Annotated in this window: 13 protein-coding genes and 1 pseudogene; 3 read left to right on the top strand and 11 right to left on the bottom strand. The window is 63.3% G+C overall.

The features are described 5' to 3' along the window. Nucleotides 1-134: 134 nt before the first annotated feature. The 3 genes from NKJ18_RS17640 to NKJ18_RS17630 form a co-directional block, all read right to left on the bottom strand. Complete coding sequence (locus tag NKJ18_RS17640; RefSeq protein ID WP_352759009.1) at nucleotides 135-848, bottom strand: alpha/beta hydrolase; 714 nt, start codon at nucleotides 846-848, stop codon at nucleotides 135-137. 110 nt (nucleotides 849-958) lie between these two features. Further along, the gene (locus NKJ18_RS17635) at nucleotides 959-2,407 is read right to left on the bottom strand and encodes an NAD-dependent succinate-semialdehyde dehydrogenase (protein WP_352759097.1); all 1,449 of its coding nucleotides are present in this window, start codon (nucleotides 2,405-2,407) and stop codon (nucleotides 959-961) included. A gap of 58 nt (nucleotides 2,408-2,465) precedes the next feature. After that, nucleotides 2,466-3,692, bottom strand: coding sequence for an iron-containing alcohol dehydrogenase (locus NKJ18_RS17630; protein ID WP_352759007.1), 1,227 nt, complete (start codon nucleotides 3,690-3,692; stop codon nucleotides 2,466-2,468). A gap of 174 nt (nucleotides 3,693-3,866) precedes the next feature. On the opposite strand from NKJ18_RS17630, the gene NKJ18_RS17625 reads away from it, so the two are divergent. Both NKJ18_RS17625 and NKJ18_RS17620 read left to right on the top strand, forming a co-directional pair. Beyond that, nucleotides 3,867-4,565, top strand: coding sequence for a GntR family transcriptional regulator (locus NKJ18_RS17625; RefSeq protein ID WP_023667782.1), 699 nt, complete (start codon nucleotides 3,867-3,869; stop codon nucleotides 4,563-4,565). Nucleotides 4,566-4,721: 156 nt separating this feature from the next. Next, on the top strand, nucleotides 4,722-5,315 hold the full coding sequence (locus NKJ18_RS17620) for a DJ-1/PfpI family protein (RefSeq protein ID WP_023686902.1): 594 nt from the start codon (nucleotides 4,722-4,724) through the stop codon (nucleotides 5,313-5,315). A 271-nt stretch (nucleotides 5,316-5,586) separates the two neighbouring features. Here the strand turns inward: NKJ18_RS17620 and NKJ18_RS17615 are convergent. The 4 genes and pseudogenes from NKJ18_RS17615 to NKJ18_RS17600 all read right to left on the bottom strand — a co-directional run bounded on the left by NKJ18_RS17615 (nucleotide 5,587) and on the right by NKJ18_RS17600 (nucleotide 8,516). Continuing rightward, a pseudogene (locus NKJ18_RS17615) lies at nucleotides 5,587-6,217 on the bottom strand (class I SAM-dependent methyltransferase). Nucleotides 6,218-6,346: 129 nt separating this feature from the next. After that, entirely contained in the window at nucleotides 6,347-6,946 is a 600-nt protein-coding gene (locus NKJ18_RS17610) for an NADPH-dependent F420 reductase (RefSeq protein ID WP_023732290.1), read from the bottom strand. Nucleotides 6,947-6,978: 32 nt separating this feature from the next. After that, nucleotides 6,979-7,731 carry an SDR family NAD(P)-dependent oxidoreductase gene (locus tag NKJ18_RS17605; protein ID WP_023751777.1) on the bottom strand — a complete coding sequence of 251 codons (753 nt, stop codon included), beginning with the start codon at nucleotides 7,729-7,731 and terminating at the stop codon, nucleotides 6,979-6,981. Nucleotides 7,732-7,781: 50 nt separating this feature from the next. Further along, complete coding sequence (locus NKJ18_RS17600) at nucleotides 7,782-8,516, bottom strand: SDR family NAD(P)-dependent oxidoreductase (protein WP_023699875.1); 735 nt, start codon at nucleotides 8,514-8,516, stop codon at nucleotides 7,782-7,784. 229 nt (nucleotides 8,517-8,745) lie between these two features. Between NKJ18_RS17600 and NKJ18_RS17595 the strand changes: the two genes are divergently transcribed. Further along, the gene (locus NKJ18_RS17595) at nucleotides 8,746-9,642 is read left to right on the top strand and encodes a LysR family transcriptional regulator (protein WP_023667788.1); all 897 of its coding nucleotides are present in this window, start codon (nucleotides 8,746-8,748) and stop codon (nucleotides 9,640-9,642) included. 131 nt (nucleotides 9,643-9,773) lie between these two features. Here NKJ18_RS17595 and NKJ18_RS17590 read toward each other — a convergent pair whose 3' ends face one another. From NKJ18_RS17590 to NKJ18_RS17575, 4 genes are read right to left on the bottom strand one after another with little or no spacing between them, the layout of a single operon-like run. Continuing rightward, on the bottom strand, nucleotides 9,774-11,366 hold the full coding sequence (locus NKJ18_RS17590) for an indolepyruvate oxidoreductase subunit beta family protein (protein WP_023692298.1): 1,593 nt from the start codon (nucleotides 11,364-11,366) through the stop codon (nucleotides 9,774-9,776). Beyond that, complete coding sequence (locus NKJ18_RS17585) at nucleotides 11,359-13,512, bottom strand: thiamine pyrophosphate-dependent enzyme (protein ID WP_023692297.1); 2,154 nt, start codon at nucleotides 13,510-13,512, stop codon at nucleotides 11,359-11,361. Before NKJ18_RS17585 ends, NKJ18_RS17590 begins: the two co-directional genes overlap by 8 nt. A 44-nt stretch (nucleotides 13,513-13,556) precedes the next feature. After that, nucleotides 13,557-14,039 carry a MarR family winged helix-turn-helix transcriptional regulator gene (locus NKJ18_RS17580; protein WP_023667791.1) on the bottom strand — a complete coding sequence of 161 codons (483 nt, stop codon included), beginning with the start codon at nucleotides 14,037-14,039 and terminating at the stop codon, nucleotides 13,557-13,559. Further along, on the bottom strand, nucleotides 14,039-15,610 hold the full coding sequence (locus tag NKJ18_RS17575) for a phytoene desaturase family protein (RefSeq protein ID WP_023735693.1): 1,572 nt from the start codon (nucleotides 15,608-15,610) through the stop codon (nucleotides 14,039-14,041). The genes NKJ18_RS17580 and NKJ18_RS17575 overlap by 1 nt, the downstream gene beginning before the upstream one ends. Nucleotides 15,611-15,613 lie beyond the last annotated feature (3 nt).

Raw genomic sequence — 15,613 nt, 5'->3', positions numbered from 1 at the left:
GTCGACGTCGACATCGCCGGCGGGCTTACGGTATGGGGACCGGTGGCGGAAGATTCGCCACCGCGGTCGGCACCTCGATGCTGCGACGCTACTGCGAAGAACGGTCGCGCCCAGCAGCGCTTCTGGCGGAACTCTCAGGCGGCCACGACGCGGGCCAGCAGTGACGCGGCCTCGGTACCAGCCAAGCCAAGGTCACGGACGCTGCTCATGTGATTGGCCCCGCCAAGGGTGGTGCGCGAAACAGTCAGTCCCTGTGTGTCAAGGTGGTCCGTGAAGAGTGCGGCCTGGCTGTGGAACGGCGGCGTTTCATCGGCGCCGACCAAGATATCTACGTCCACGGATGGATCGAAACTGTGATCGATGGGCGAGAATCGGCGGGCTTCCTCGTCGGTGATCGCGATCTCGGCGGCAAGGAACGACATCTGCAATGGCTTCAGGTCGTAAAGGCCGCCAAGCAGCAACGCAGCTTTGATGCCGGAAGGCCGCTCGTCACCGTCGAAAAGCATTGTTGCCAGATGCGCGCCGGCGGAATGACCGCTAACGGTCAGCAGGTCGGGATCTCCGCCATGGTGTACGACATTGTCAAATACCCATCGCTTGGCGCGGCGCACCTGGTCGACGATCCTGGCCATCCTGACGGTCGGCATCAGCGCGTAGTCGACAATGACCGCGATCGCACCTGCGTTCGTAACGGTCTGGGCGACGTAGGAATAGTCGCGCTTGGAGAACATGCGCCAATAGCCCCCGTGGATGAACATGTGCACCGGCAGGCGGTCCTGTTTGCCCTCGGGAAAGAACAGATCCATGGTTTCGGTGGCGTCAGCCCCGTAGGCGACATCGGCGACCATGGGAACGTTGGCCCTGGTCTCCTCGCTTCTGCGAACGATCTCGGCGACGATGTCATCGAACTCGACCACATGATCGCGAATGCGAAACAGATCTTTGGCGTGATGTCCGCTCACAGGGTCACGGCGATGTACTTGGCCTCCATGAACTCGGCAACGCCGTGCTTCTGACCGCCTTCGCGGCCTAGCCCGCTCTGCTTGACACCTCCGAAAGGCGCCGCCGGATCCGACATCAGGCCGCGGTTGAGCGCGATCATGCCGGACTCGATCTTCGATGCCACGCGCATCCCCCGGCCCAGGTCGCGCGTATAGATGTAGGCAGCGAGACCGTATTCGGTGTCATTGGCTTTGGCGATGACATCCGCCTCGCTTTCGAAGCGACTGATCGGCGCCACCGGACCGAATATCTCCTCGTGGAGCATGGCGGCGTCAGAGGACACATCGCGAAGCACCGTCGGGGGGTAAAAATATCCTTTGCCTTCGGCGATCGTCCCTCCGCACAAAACCCTGGCGCCACGGGCAACCGCATCCTGAACGAGGCGATCGATGTTATCCACGGCCTTCCTGGTGATCATCGGACCGCACTCGGTCGGCGAATGGGTGCCCGGGCCAATGGTCAGGGCGGCCATGCGTTTGCTCAACCCATCCGCGAAAGCATCATGGATGCCGGCCTGAACGTAAAGCCGGTTGGCGGCTGTGCAGGCTTCGCCGGCGTTGCGCATCTTGGCAACCATCGCACCGTCGAGGGCTGCTTCCAGGTCGGCGTCGTCGAAGACGATGAAGGGTGCGTTGCCGCCAAGCTCCATGGAACAGGAAATGACGTGCTTTGCGGCTTCGGCCAGCAGCACGCGCCCGACGCCGGTCGAGCCGGTGAAGGACAGCTTTCGCACGCGCGGATCGGCCAGCATGGCCGCCGTCACCGGTCCGGGGGTCGAGGTCGTCAGGACGTTGACGACGCCGGGCGGCACGCCGGCTTCCTCGTAGAGCGCCGCAAGCGCATAGGCCGTCAGCGGTGTCTCGCTGGCGGGCTTCAGGATCACCGTGCAGCCGGCCGCGAGCGCCGGAGCGATTTTGCGTGTCGCCATGGCAGCCGGGAAATTCCATGGGGTGATGAGCACGCAAATGCCGATGGGCTGGTAGTCGACAATGATCCGGTTCGCGCCCGAGGGCGCAAGGCCGAACTCGCCGTTGATGCGGACCGCTTCCTCGGCGTTCCAGCGAAAGAATTCCGCCGCATAAGCGACTTCGCCGCGCGCATCGCGCAGCGCCTTGCCGTTCTCCAGCGAGATCAGCGCGGCCAACGTCTCCGCCCGTTCCGTCATCAGTTCGAAGCAGCGCCGCAGGATTTCCGATCGCCTGCGTGGCGGGGTCTCGCGCCAGCCGGCCGCCGCCTTCGCGGCCGCGTCGACGGCGGAGGTGGCGTCGGCGAGCGTGGCGTCGGGAACCGCAGCGATCACGGCTTCGGTCGAGGGATCGACCACTTCGATCACGCGACCCTCCGATGAAGGCCGCCAGCGTCCGCCAATGTAGAGACCGTGCGAGACCGTGGCGTAGTCGAACATATCTTGATCCTCGTCGGATATGCCTGCGGCAATGTTCATTGGATGAACTCCTGGTCGGTCACATCATGGTGGCGGACATGTCGCCGTCATAGGCAGCCCTGACCAGCTGTCGCATCGCGGCAAGGTCGAACGGGCGGGGATTGTTCTTGATCAACCGGTCGATGCCCAGCGCCTGCTCAGCCGTCCAGTCGATCTTGTCTTCGGGAAGACCCAGTTCGGCCAATGTCGGTGTGATGCCGATGGCGCCAAACAGCCGGCTCACCTCACGGATGGTGGCGTGCGCCAAGGCATCGGCGCCGCCGCCCTGAAGGGAAAGGCCAAGAGCAGTGCCGACTTCCGCAATCTCCGCGGCTGCTGCGGCCAGATTGTAGGTCATCACATAGGGCAGCATGGTGGCCACTCCCAGGCCATGCGGGGTGTGGGTAAGCGCGCCGACGGGATACTGCACCGCATGGGCGGCGGCCGTTCCCGCCGTACCGAAGGCGCAACCGGCGGCCAGCGCTCCCATCATGACGTCGGCGCGCGCATCCTCGTCCGATCCGTCGCGATATGCCTTTTCGAGACTGCGGCCGAGCAGCCTGATGGCCAGAAGCGCGAAATGGTCGGTCAGAGCGCTCTTGCCGATGAACACGTGCTGTTGCGGCAAATGAGGGTCCGCGCCGCGTTTGGCCGCTGTGAAGGCCTCGATTGCGTGCGTCAGCGCGTCGGCGCCGGCGATCGCCGTCAAGGACGGTGGACAGGTCACCGTCAGATCCGGATCGCAAAGCGCCACTGCTGCGATGAGATGCGGACTGGCGATACCCACTTTCAGCGTCCGATCCGGGTCGGAGATCACGGCGACGGGGGTCACCTCGGAGCCTGTTCCAGCCGTCGTCGGCACTGCGATCATCGGAAGGGTAGGGCCGGGTACCTTGAACTCGCCATAGTAGTCCTCGAGCTTGCCGCCATGGCTGAGCAGAAGTGCAGCGCATTTGGCCATATCGAGGCAGCTGCCGCCCCCGATGCCGATCACCATGTCCGGCTTGAAATCTTTCGCTTGCGCAATGCAGGCGGCGACGCTGTCGCGCGGCACATCCGGCAGCGTTCGGTCGAAGACCAACGTCTCGATCGCCGCGTTGTGCAAGCCAGCGAGAATCTCGGCGAACTGCGACGTCGCCGCGAAGCGCTCATCGGTACAGACGAACGCGCGGCGCCCATATTTGGCGGCGATGGCAGGCAGGACATGGCGCTGGCCTTTGCCGAACAGAATCTCGCTCGGCAGGCGCGCCGCTGCAAACAAGCTCATGCACAAGATCCTGCGAAGACGGGTTGGAAGCCGACAGGCTTGGCTTCGTGCCAGAGGCCGACCTCGGCGCTGCAGGTCATGATCATGCGATGCCCTCTAATAAAATCGTATAGGATATAGGATTGAGTTTCGCGGAGCATCGTGTTAGTGGGTGGTTCTGTCAAGAGGCAAACGATGCAGAACACGGACCTGACGGTTGACAATGAAGCCCGTGCGACCGGTCGTATTCAGCGCGCCAACAGTCTGGCTGGCGACGTTTACGAAGCAATCTTCGCGCAGCTGATGTCTTTGAGGATTGCTCCGGGATCGCGCATCACCGTCGACAATCTCGTCAAGGAATTCAACGTCTCGCATACCCCCATTCGTGAAGCGCTTGGCAGGCTGGAGGGGGAAGGGCTGGTTCTGAAAACCCACCTGATCGGCTATCGCGCCGCCCCACAAATCACCCGCCGGCGCTTCGACGAGCTTTACGAGCTGCGTCTATTGCTTGAACCTGCCGCCGCGGCCAAAGCCACCGCAACAATGGACGGCGAGCGCCTTGCCGCGCTGCAGGAGGCGGCCGGCGTCATGGCTCGGCGGGTGGGGAAAGACGAACGCCTGCGCTATTCGAACTTCGCCCGTCAGGATGCGATCTTCCACGACAAGATCGTCGAGTTCGCCCAGAACGAACTCATTCGCGAGACGCTGAATCACCAGCATACCCACTTCCATATCTTCCGCCTGATGTATCACTCCAGGGTGACCGAAGAGGCGCTCGACGAGCACGAGGCTATTCTCGCTGCCTTTGCCGCGGGCGATCCGGACGCCGCCGAAAAAGCCATGCGTGCGCACATCGAAAATTCGCGGGACAGGCTCCTGCCTGCGTTCGAGTAGCGGCGATGTTGCTTGCCCGAGGCACCCTCAAGCGCGGCGCGCCGCTGTTCGCCCAGCCTGCCGCCTACGAATTCTACTCCCCGTTCTGAGCCGATTTCGATACCGGGAAGGAGGCGCAGTGCACCTCGCCCCTGAAACAAGCCGAGAGGAAAAGACATGCCAGCCAAAAAAATCCTGATGCTGACCGGTGATTTCACCGAGGAGTATGAAATCTTCGTCTATCAGCAGGCGATGGAAGCGGTGGGACACACCGTTCATGTCGTGTGCCCCGACAAAAGCGCCGGAGACATGATCAAGACGTCGCTGCACGATTTCGAGGGCGATCAGACCTACACCGAAAAGCCCGGCCACAATGCGCTGATCAACAAGACCTTCGCCGACGCCGAGAGGCAGCTGAGCCAGTACGACGCTGTCTATTGCGCCGGCGGTCGTGGCCCCGAATACATCCGCACCGACAAGCGGATACAAGCGATGGTGCGCCATTTCCACGAGGCAAAAAAGCCGATCTTCACGATCTGCCATGGCGTCCAGATTCTGATCGCGGTCGACGGCGTCGTGCGCGGCAAGAAGGTGGCGGCGCTCGCCGCTTGCGAGCCGGAGGTGACGCTTGCCGGCGGCACTTATATCGATTTGTCTCCCACCGACGCCTATGTCGATGGGACCATGGTTTCAGCCAAAGGCTGGACCGCGCTTGCGGCGTTCATCCGTGAATGCCTGAAGGTGCTGGGAACGGAAATCCACCATTCTTGAACCGTTTGTCCCGGCGCATCCCTGAGGGGATGCGCCGGCTCCCTCAACGGCGCGGCGACTTCCGTCATTTCATCAAGTTCAGATCAGGAACCTGCGGCAGGTGTGCTCCAGAACCTTGTGCCATCATCACCTCGGACGCCTTCAAGGCGCTGCCGCATCGCGTGCGTGCACCAGCGCGCCATCCTCGTTGAGCTTTCCCAGCTTGACGGGTGCGAACCCGAGTTGATGGACTCAATGGGAGGTCGACATGAAAGTCGGCGCCCGGGAGCTGTCAGGGCTTCACGAACCGAAACGCGAAGCGATCGGTCTCGCCCTTGATCGCGGGATCGAACACCTTGATCGAGTGCGGGTCATCCTTGTTCGCGAGCACGGTGCTTTCCGCGTCCAGTACGAAGCCGGCCGCCTCCACCTCCTCGCGGACGAATGCAGGGTATCCGATGCAGCGACCGGGTGTCGCTCGTGCCCGACCCAGTGGCGGCGGCGTGGTCGACGATAACGTAGGACCCACCGGGTTTCAGCCGCTTGTAGACAGCTCGATTGAAGTCGGCCGCCGTCGCACCCTTCTTCTGGACCAGGGCGGTGTGAAGATCGTGGTAAAACAGGTGCAGCCATAGGACATCGGCTGGCGGCGTGACCTTCGGCATCGCGACGAGATCCGCCGAGGCGGCTTCGACGTTCTCTCGGCTCGGCTCCTTCGCGAGCGTCCGCATGAGGCCGACCGGATCGTTCTTGAAGTGGGCGACTTCGGCCGGCACGAAGCTGTAGACCCGCCCCTCTGATCCGACGATGTCGGAGAAGAGGCGCGTCCAGTCTCCGTCGCCAGGGTAAACGTCGATCACGGTGGAGCCCGCCTCGATTCGTGCGAACCGGATTAAATCGGACACCTTGGATTGGTCGTACATCGAAATTTCCTAGTGGATATTCTTCTGGGTGCTCATACTGATTTCTCCATTTGCTCGGATCGGATCGGGCTTGATCCGATCCGAGTTCCGATCGCGTGCGTCGTCTCTTTGCCGGGGACGTCGCGCTCGTCAGTCGAATTTGACCAAGTCCTTGAAGATCAGATGACCCCAGCTGTTTCCGCGCGCCTGGACCAGCAGGCCACCTTCCGACACCCCGCCAAGCTTAATCGGCGCGAAACCGAGATTTTCCGCAAGCTCCCCAGTCTGTGTTGCGGCAGCATCATCGTCGCTTGCCAAGAACACGACCCTCCGGCCACCATGTACGGCCGGATCCTGATCAAGCACCGGGGCGACCAGATGGTTGAAGCCCTTGACCAGTTTTGCGCCAGAGAAGGCCTGCGCGATTAACTTGGAAGAAGGTTGTCCTCCCAGTTCCTCAGGGGGCACGCCATAGGCATTGGTCACATCGATGATCGTCTTCCCCTGCCAGGTGGGGAGCGCCTTCGCAACATTCGGGTGCGCCTCGAAGCGGACAGCCAAAAAGATGATGTCCGCCTTGATGGCTTCCGCCAGTTTTTTGGGGATGATGGTGGGTCCGATCGCGGCCGCATCGGCGGCAAAGCTTTCCGGGTCGCGTGTGGTTGCAACGGAAACTTCGATGCCGTTTCGGGCAAACGCCTTGGCAAGGGCCCGTCCGATATTGCCGAATCCTACGATTGCATAGTTCATAGTATTTCTCCGATCTGGTGCTAATGTCGGGGTCAGACTTGCGCCATGCCCCCATCGACGGCGAGATCCACGCCGGTGACGAAAGAACTTTCATCGGAGGCGAGGAACGTGACGGCAGCAGCGATTTCCTCTGGTTTGCCCCTGCAACCCATTGGGATCTGTGACGCAAACTGGGCGGCCGCTTGCTCGGCTTGCTCAGGAGTAAGGCCAGTCGTTGTCTCCAAGGCCGGCGTCTCGATTGGTCCCGGACTCATTGCATTGACGCGGATTTTGCGGTCTTTGAATTCCAGTGTCCAAGCGCGCGCGAAGTTGCGTACAGCCGCCTTGCTCGCGGCGTAGGTACTAAACCCTGGAAGCCCCAACACGTTCGACACTGAAGAATTCAGGATGATCGAACCGCCGTCTTTGAACAGGGGAAGGGCCTTCTGCACGGTAAAGAACAGACCCTTCACGTTCACATCGAAGGTCTGATCAAAATGTGCCTCGGTAGCGACGGCGAGCGGTGCGATCGTCCCCGCGCCGGCGTTGGCGAAGAGAATGTCGATATGACCATGTTTCTCCTTCACGACGGCATAGAGGCGATCCAGATCTTCCAGGAGCGACACGTCACCCACGACCGTCGTAACGCTTTTCATGATGAAGGCTGCGGCCTCGTTCAGCTCTTTCTCTCTTCGCCCGGTAATCACGACGCGCGCTCCTTCTTCTACGAAGCGCTTGGCTGTGGCCAATCCGATCCCGCTGCTTCCGCCCGTGATGACTGCGATCTTGCCTTCGAGTTTTTTCATAATTCTTTGTCTTTCGTTGCGCACGGGCCAGGTACGGACCGCGCTGGGGGTCAGAGTTGAGCCAGGCCGCCGTCGACGGCGACCTCGCTGGCGGTCATGAAGCTGCTGTCCGGCGACGCGAGAAAGGCGGCCACGGCCCCGATCTCCGCCGGATCGGCCATGCGCTGGAGCGGGGTCATCGCGCCGTAGGCCTTCTGGCCTTCCTCGCCTAACGCCTCCTTCGCGAGTTCGGTCGCCGTCGCTCCGGGCGACAGCACGTTTACGCGGATGCCGGTGCCCTTCAGGTCTTCCGCCCAGGTCCGCGCCAGGTTGCGCACTGCCGCCTTGCTCGCGCTATAGGCAGTGAACCCCGGAGCGCCCGTGGTGCCGGCGCTCGACCCGGTCAGGATGATCGAACCGCCCTGGCTCATCAGCGGCAGCGCCTTCTGGACCGTGAAGATCGTACCCTTCACATTGGTGTCGAAGGTTTCGTCAATGTGCCTGGCGGTGATCTGGCCGAGCGGAAGCGGGCTTCCCGCCCCGGCATTGGCGAAGACGATGTCGAGGCTTCCGCGCTCGGCCTTCACCGCAGCGTAGAGTCGGTCGAGGTCGGCCTCATCCGAGACCGAGCCCATAACCGCGCGGGCATTAGGCCCAAGGTCAGCCACGGCGGCGTCGAGCGCTTCCTGCCGGCGGCCGAAGATGAAGACGAAGGCGCCCTCCTCGATAAAGCGCTTGGCTGCGGCGCGGCCGATGCCCGTAGCGCCGCCGGTTATCACAGCGGTCTTTCCATTCAGTCTGTTCATGTCATGCATCCTTCGTTTCGCCGTCTCGTGTCTTTGGCTGTACGGGAAAGTCCCGCGAGAGCCTCAAGATGGGTTCGCCGAAGTCGGGCGGTGAGTGCGCAATCGCGCACATCGCTGGTGCGAAAACGATCCAGTAGATGATTGAACGCCACGATGACCGCACGAACTTACGGCTGATCGTGTTAGTATGGGCTTTTGCAAGCCGCACTTCGCTGCGCAGGAATGCACCATGATCGACTGGGATGACGTTCGCTACTTTCTTGCTGCCGCGCGCGTAGGCTCGGTGCGTGCCGCCGCCGCACACCTGGGTGTGAACCACTCGACCGTGCTGCGACGCATCGCTCAGCTCGAGGAACGCCTCGGGGCGCAGATGTTCGAAAAGCTGCCTTCCGGCTACCGCCTGACGGCTGCGGGCGAAGAGGTCCTCGATCTCGCGACCCAGATGGAAGCGTCGTCGCACCAGCTGGAGACGCGAGTCTTCGGTCGTGACCAGAGCGCGCGCGGGCTTTTGCGGGTGACGCTTCCACCGTTCCTCGCCACACACCTGCTCATGCCGGATCTCGCCGACTTCGCGCGTTTGCATCGCGACATCGAGATGGAAATCTTGTCGTCCGGTGAGCTGGCAAATCTGACCAACCGAGAGGCCGACGTCGCGATCCGCATTGTCGCCGACCGCAAGACCCTGCCGCTCAATCTTCACGGCCTGAAGGGACCGGAGCTGTTCAGCGGCGTCTACATGTCTCGCGATCGACTAGCCGCGTGGCGTGCGGGCACGCCTGATCCCATCCGGTGGATAGGCATAGACAATCATGGAATTCCGGACTGGGCGCGCGAGGGAGAAGTTCACGTCACGGGAGTACCGTTCAGGACACCTGACGCCGAGACGCAGATCATCGCGGCGCACCAGGGGATTGGGATAACGAAACTGCCGTGCTTCGTCGGAGATGCCGACCCCCTGCTGGTGAGGGTGCCGGGGATCGACGTGCCCATGCATGGGACACTGTGGCTTCTCACGCAAGGCGAGACACGCAAGACGAAGCGGGTGCGGCTCTTCACGGAGTTCGTATCCCGCAGGCTCGCCGCGTACGCTCCGCTTCTCTCGGGGCTGTCCATATCGCGCGACTGACGCCCGGCAGGTCCGCCGGCAACGCTTCCCGCATCCGGGTGGAAGCCGAGCTGCGTTCGCCTGAAGCGGCGTGTTCAATCCGCGAATCCAGTGGGAGTAGGAAACGGCGGCAGTAGCGTAGAGGTACCAGCCTAAGCTCGACCTCTTCCCACACCATGATCAGACAACGATGCCACCGTCTTCAGCGCGCCATCGAGCATGTCGCCTTTCTCGTCTTTCAGCGCAGCTTCGCGCAACCGTCTGATCCAGTCGGCAGCGTCATCGCGGCCCTTGACCAGATCGAGCGCCGACAGCACGCGATCGAATTTGGACTGGGCGCGGACGTGGGTGTCGCTGTAGCCCTTGATCAGCCGGCGGCAGTTCAGGATTTCGACGGCGAGCGCGTAATCCTGGGGCACATATCCAATTGCCAATGCATACCACCGCTCCAGATGCGCCGTCTCGACCTTGTGGCGCAACAGGCGCCGTCGCCAGCGGCGCAGGCCGCCGATGAACCAGAGGACCGCAAAGCCGGCAAAGCTGTCGGTGCGAATGCGCCGGCCATGGTTGATGCGACGATCAAGGAAAGCAGCGAGTTTCGGCCGGCTCTCAATGTAGTTGCCCAGCCCCGCCGGCAAGGTGCCGCAGAACTCCTCGATGCGCGGATGGAAATACTCGGTCACCTGCAGGATGGAGCCGTTCTTGACGCCGACCTCGCGGCGCACGCGCTGGGCGCGGGTCGAGCGAGTCTTGAGATCGGCGACGCGGATCATGTCGTCATAGCACAGGGCGTTGGCCAGATGCTTGGCGGCAGCGATGGACAATGCATGGGCATGGCCGGGATCATCAAGCGCAACGGCCTTGTCCAACCGGTCGAGATAGTCGCGGCCATAGGCGATGTCCTGGTAGTCGACGACCTTTCTCAGGCCCCGAAGCGCCATGTCGCGCACCGCCGCGGGCATCAGGTCGATGCGGGCGGCCAGCGCCTGCCAACCCTGCAGCAGGTTCTGCGGACCGCTCACGCGCCCTGCACCCGGAGCGGGGTCGACCGTGGCCGGTTCTGCCGGCTGTGGCGCGGGGGCCGTCGTACCGCGCGCGCGGTCGTAGGCGACGGCGAAGGCAGCGAGGCTGGCTTTCGCGCCTCGGCCGCCGGCGCCGATCGCTTGCTCATAGCTTTCACGCGTGAACGGCAATGCGTCGGAGCCGGCCAGCGCGCCAAGCAGACTGGCCGAGATCATTGAGCCATTGTCCGCGGCGATCTTTTCCATGTCGAAGGCGATGAAGCGTTTCGATGCAGCTTCCGCCGTCGCGCGTACCTTGGAAGACGAGGCCCGGCCGTCACCCGGCTCGATCTTTTCCGACACCGCGGCGATACGGTGCGAGGAGGTGATCAGCGTGGTGCGATCGGGCGTGACGAAGCCCCTGATGATGGCGCGGCCGGCTTCCATCAGCTCGGCGGCGATCAATATGTCGACATCGCCTTGCGAAGGCGAAAGGGCAAAGACCGGCAGCCGGCCGGTGTCGCGGGCCATCTCGACGTAATAGATCGTAGCGCCGGTGCGCTGGGCGACGCCGGCGACCGAGGTCGATTGCGCGACATAGGAATTGCGCTCGGCGACATCGGTGATCCAGTCGGCGAGCACGCCTCCGCCCTGGCCGCCGACCGCGAGCAAAGCGAGTTTGATCACCGGCTCGGTATCGGTGGCACCGGATTTCGGGCGCAAGGGCGAAGCCTGGTCAAGCATCGGCGAACGTCAACCTACGGCTCTCGCGGCGGCGCTGCATCAGGCCGATCACGGCGCGGCGAGCGCTTTCCAGGAAGCGGTCCCAGCGGCCCGGATTGTGCACGACATCGGCGCGGTAGAAGGATGGGCACAGCACGGCGGCGTCCGCCACCTCGCCGCAATTGCCGCAGCCGACGCAGCTCTGGTCGATCGATGCCACCGGATCGTCACGCAAGGGATCGTCGAGCGATTTCACCGACAGGGACGGGCAGCCGGACAGCCGCATGCAGGCGTGGTCGCCGGTGCAGATATCCTCATCGACGCCGAACTTCGGCTTGACGACGCGAGTCCCACCCTTGATCGCCTTGTCGACCAGCGGCTTTTCGCGGCGCTGGCGATTGAGCATGCATTCAGACGAGGCAACGATGACCTTGGGACCCTTTTCGTCCGTCGTCAGCGCCTCACGTAACGTGTCCTGCATCTTGGTGATGTCATAGGTGCGGTCGACATGGCGCAGCCATTTGACGCCCATGCCCTTCACCGCCTCGGTGATCGGATGCTTGGTCGACTTGGTCTTGTTGCCCGCACGCGACGACAGGATGTCCTGCCCACCGGTGGCGGCGGAGTAAAAATTGTCGACGATGACGATGACGCCGTCGTTCTTGTTGAAGACCGCGTTGCCGATCGAGGAGGTCAGGCCATTGTGCCAGAAGCCGCCATCGCCGACGAAAGAGATCGACCGCCGTTTGGCGTCGGGCGAATTGAACGCCGATGCCGATGCCGGCCCCAGCCCGTAGCCCATGGTGGTGGCGCCGAGCTCGAAAGGCGGCATGATCGAGAACAAATGGCAGCCGATGTCGGATGCGATGTGGTGGTTCCCGAGTTCCTGCTCGACCAGCTTTGTCGCGGCAAAAATCGGCCGCTCCGGGCAACCGATGCAGAAGCCTGGCGGGCGTCCCGGCACGACGTTGATCAGGTCCGCGGCGTCAACGCCGTCGCCGACCTTGTTGGGCGCGCGCACCTCACCCGGCAAGAGATGCGGGGCCTCGGCGCGCAGGAAGGCGCCGATGCCGTCCAGCATGACCTGGCCGGTATATTCGCCGGCCATCGGCAGATACTCCTTGCCGACCAGCCTGGTGCCGCGCCCGGCCTTGTGCAGCATGGCGGCAAAGGCCTGCTCGATGTAGTTGGGCTGGCCCTCCTCGACCACGAGCACCGCCTGCTTGCCTTCGCAGAAGGTGAGGAACTCGTCATCGATCAGGGGATAGACGGCGTTGAGAACGTAGAGCGGCACATCCGTCTCGCCATAGGTGTCGGCAAGGCCGAGCCGCTGCAAGGCGCGGATGACCGAATTGTACATGCCGCCCTGCATGACGATGCCGACCGAGCCATGGTCCGAACCGAAGAATTCGTTGATCTTGTTCTTGGCGATGAACTCCACCGCCGCCGGCCAGCGCTTCTGCACCTTCTCCTTCTCGTGCAGGAAGGAGGCGGGCGGCAACACGATGCGGCCGGTGTCGCGGCGCGGCGCGTCGAGCGCATCGGCCACCGTCATCGGCGGGCGCTTGTTGTCCTTGGCGATGAAATGGCCATGCACATGGCAGCAGCGGATGCGCACCTGCAGCATCACCGGCGTGTTGGATGCCTCGGACAGCTCGAAACCATCCTCCACCGCCTTGACGATCGACGGCAAATTGGGGCGCGGGTCGAGTAGCCAGACCTGGCTTTTCATGGCGAAGGCATGGCTGCGCTCCTGCATGATCGAGGAGCCTTCGCCATAGTCTTCGCCGACGATGATCAGCGCGCCGCCGGTGACGCCGCCGGAGGCGAGGTTGGCCAGTGCGTCGGACGCGACATTGGTGCCGACGGTCGACTTGAAGGTCGCCGCACCGCGAATGGGGTAATGCACCGAGGCCGCCAGCATGGCGGTGGCGGTGGCTTCCGAGGCGCTCGCCTCGAAATGCACCCCGAGTTCGCCCAGAATCTCCTGTGCGTCGGCCAGCACGTCCATCAGATGGCTGATCGGCGCGCCCTGGTATCCGCCGACATAGCCGACGCCGCATTGCAGCAGCGCCTTGGTGATGGCGAGAATGCCTTCGCCCGCAAATTCCTCGCCGGCGCCGAGCCTGAGTTTTTCGACTTCCTTGGCAAAAGAGCGTTCGGCCATTTTTCCAACCTTCCGTTGCCGGCGGTGCGGCCGGCGCCTAACGTCTAGATGTCGTGCTTGCGAATGTTCTTCAGCATCTTCTGCAATGTGGCGATCAGCGCCGCGTATTCGGCGTCGTCGACATCGTCGAACATCGCCTCGAACGCGTCATGCATTGCCGGCCAGGCGCGCGCGAACTCGGCGCGGCCGTCATCGGTCAGGAAGACATGGCGGATGCGGCTGTCTGTGACGCCTTGCTCGCGCCGCACGAAGCCTTGCCCTTCCAGCGTGTCGAGCGTGCGGCTCAAGGTCGACTGCTCGATGACGGTGTAGACCGAGAGGTCGTTGACGGTGACACCGTCGGTGACCGACAGCACGGCGAGCGTGCGGACCTGCGGAATGGTCAGGCCCTGCTTGCGGAAATCGTCGCGCAAGGTGGCGTTGTAGCGCCCCATGATGCGGTTCATCAGATAGGGCGCGAATTGCTGCAGGCCGATCTGGCCAAGCGTCGAAATGCGCTGGCGTTTTTCTGCGACCTTCTGCTCCATCACAGCCTGCCCGCCAGAAGAAAGCCGGAGCCGCCGCCGAGCCCTGCACCCGGATGGGTGGAGGCGCCGATGTGATAGAGGTTTTTGATGCCGGTCTGATGGTTGCGGCTGGTCTTGAACGGCCGCCACAGGAACGACTGGTCGATGGTGGACGACCCGCCATACGGGTCGCCGCCGACCAGATTGATGTTCATCGCTTCGAGATCGGCCGGTGAATAGGCGCGGCGCGCAATCACGCTGCCCTTGAAGCCATCGATGTGGCTGGCGAGAATGGTTTCGACGCGGTCGGCGTAGGCTTCACGCAGCGCCTCGGTCCATTGTCCGTCAGCCGGTGCATGCAGCGTGCCTGCGGCGTCGCCCTTGATGTGCCTGGGCGCCTCGGGCAGTTGCAGCCACAGGATCGCCTTGCCCTCCGGGCAGCGCGACGGATCGAGCGCATGCGGCTGGCCGACGCAGATGGTCGGCACTTCGGGCAGCATGCCGCGCGCCGCCTCGTTGCAGGCTTTCGAGACGCCATCGAGCCCCGGCGTCAGGTGCAACAATGCCACCTGGTCCAGGCCAGCACCGCGCCATGCCGGCGGCTTGTTCAGCGCATAGTGAATCTGGAAATTGCCTTTGCCGTAGCGATATTTCTGTGTCGCTTCGACATCGGCCTTGGGAGCCTCGCTGCCGAGCAACCGGTGGTAAAGCTGCGTCGGCGTGACCGAACAGATGACGCTCTTGTTTGCTGTAATCGTTTCGCCCGAGGCGAGCCGTACGCCGGTCGCGCGGCCACCGCTCTGGACGATCGAGGCGACATCGGCGACGGTACGGATGTCGCCACCACGTTCCCTTATCAGAGCTTCGAAGGCGGTGAGCAGGGTCTTCGCTCCACCCTTGACGATCGGCGCCCCGGCCGCTTCCAGCGCGAAGGCAATGACCTTGGCGATCTGCCCTGAGAAGGCGTCTTCCGGTCCGAGCCCGGCGTGCAGCACCCAGGGCGCCCACAGCGCGCGGATTGTCTCGGACCGATAGGTGCTTTCCAGCCAGCTGCGCGCCGGCACCAGTGCTTCGCCGAGAAAGGCGGCAAGGCCGCGTGGGCTGCGCCGCCAGGCATCGCCGGCCAGCAGTTTCGCCGTCGGATAGGACCACAGGCTGCCGCCGAGCAGGCCGAACAACAGGCCGGCATTGCGCTCGATGCCGCTGACATCGTCCGCATACCGGTCGCCATCGTCGGCGGCAATCGCATTGATTGCCGCGACATTGGCGGCGCGGTTGGTGGTGAGCACTGCATGACTGCCGTCCGGCCGCAGCACGCCGGTTGGCGTGCCGGTGTGGCAGAACTCCAACCCATGCCGCGCGAGGTCGCCGCCCAATGCCGCAAAGGCCGGCGAGGTGATGAACAGCACGAAGGTGGTTGCCATCACGTCATGGATGAAGCCGGGTGCGGTGATCTCCTCGGTACGCATGCAACCGCCGATGCGGTTGTTGCGTTCGAGGATGAGCACCTTCGCGCCCTTGCCGCCGAGCATCGCCGCGCAGACCAGCGCGTTGATGCCGCTGCCAACGATGATGTGATCCGGCTGGCTCACCGT

Origin of the sequence: Mesorhizobium sp. M0217, from assembly GCF_040321955.1 — a bacterium.
Classification (GTDB): Bacteria; Pseudomonadota; Alphaproteobacteria; order Rhizobiales; family Rhizobiaceae; genus Mesorhizobium.
Note: the sequence above shows the minus strand (reverse complement) of the source record. Positions and strands in the feature narration are given on the sequence as shown.

Excerpts from the sequence above, each read along its gene's own strand:
- NKJ18_RS17590 (WP_023692298.1), bottom strand. The coding sequence starts at position 11,366 with ATGCTTGACCAGGCTTCGCCCTTGCGCCCGAAATCCGGTGCCACCGAT.
- NKJ18_RS17640 (WP_352759009.1), bottom strand. The coding sequence starts at position 848 with ATGGTCGCCGATGTCGCCTACGGGGCTGACGCCACCGAAACCATGGAT.
- NKJ18_RS17620 (WP_023686902.1), top strand. The coding sequence starts at position 4,722 with ATGCCAGCCAAAAAAATCCTGATGCTGACCGGTGATTTCACCGAGGAG.
- NKJ18_RS17580 (WP_023667791.1), bottom strand. The coding sequence starts at position 14,039 with ATGGAGCAGAAGGTCGCAGAAAAACGCCAGCGCATTTCGACGCTTGGC.
- NKJ18_RS17635 (WP_352759097.1), bottom strand. The coding sequence starts at position 2,407 with ATGTTCGACTACGCCACGGTCTCGCACGGTCTCTACATTGGCGGACGC.
- NKJ18_RS17585 (WP_023692297.1), bottom strand. The coding sequence starts at position 13,512 with ATGGCCGAACGCTCTTTTGCCAAGGAAGTCGAAAAACTCAGGCTCGGC.
- NKJ18_RS17610 (WP_023732290.1), bottom strand. The coding sequence starts at position 6,946 with ATGAACTATGCAATCGTAGGATTCGGCAATATCGGACGGGCCCTTGCC.
- NKJ18_RS17605 (WP_023751777.1), bottom strand. The coding sequence starts at position 7,731 with ATGAAAAAACTCGAAGGCAAGATCGCAGTCATCACGGGCGGAAGCAGC.
- NKJ18_RS17600 (WP_023699875.1), bottom strand. The coding sequence starts at position 8,516 with ATGAACAGACTGAATGGAAAGACCGCTGTGATAACCGGCGGCGCTACG.
- NKJ18_RS17595 (WP_023667788.1), top strand. The coding sequence starts at position 8,746 with ATGATCGACTGGGATGACGTTCGCTACTTTCTTGCTGCCGCGCGCGTA.
- NKJ18_RS17625 (WP_023667782.1), top strand. The coding sequence starts at position 3,867 with ATGCAGAACACGGACCTGACGGTTGACAATGAAGCCCGTGCGACCGGT.
- NKJ18_RS17630 (WP_352759007.1), bottom strand. The coding sequence starts at position 3,692 with ATGAGCTTGTTTGCAGCGGCGCGCCTGCCGAGCGAGATTCTGTTCGGC.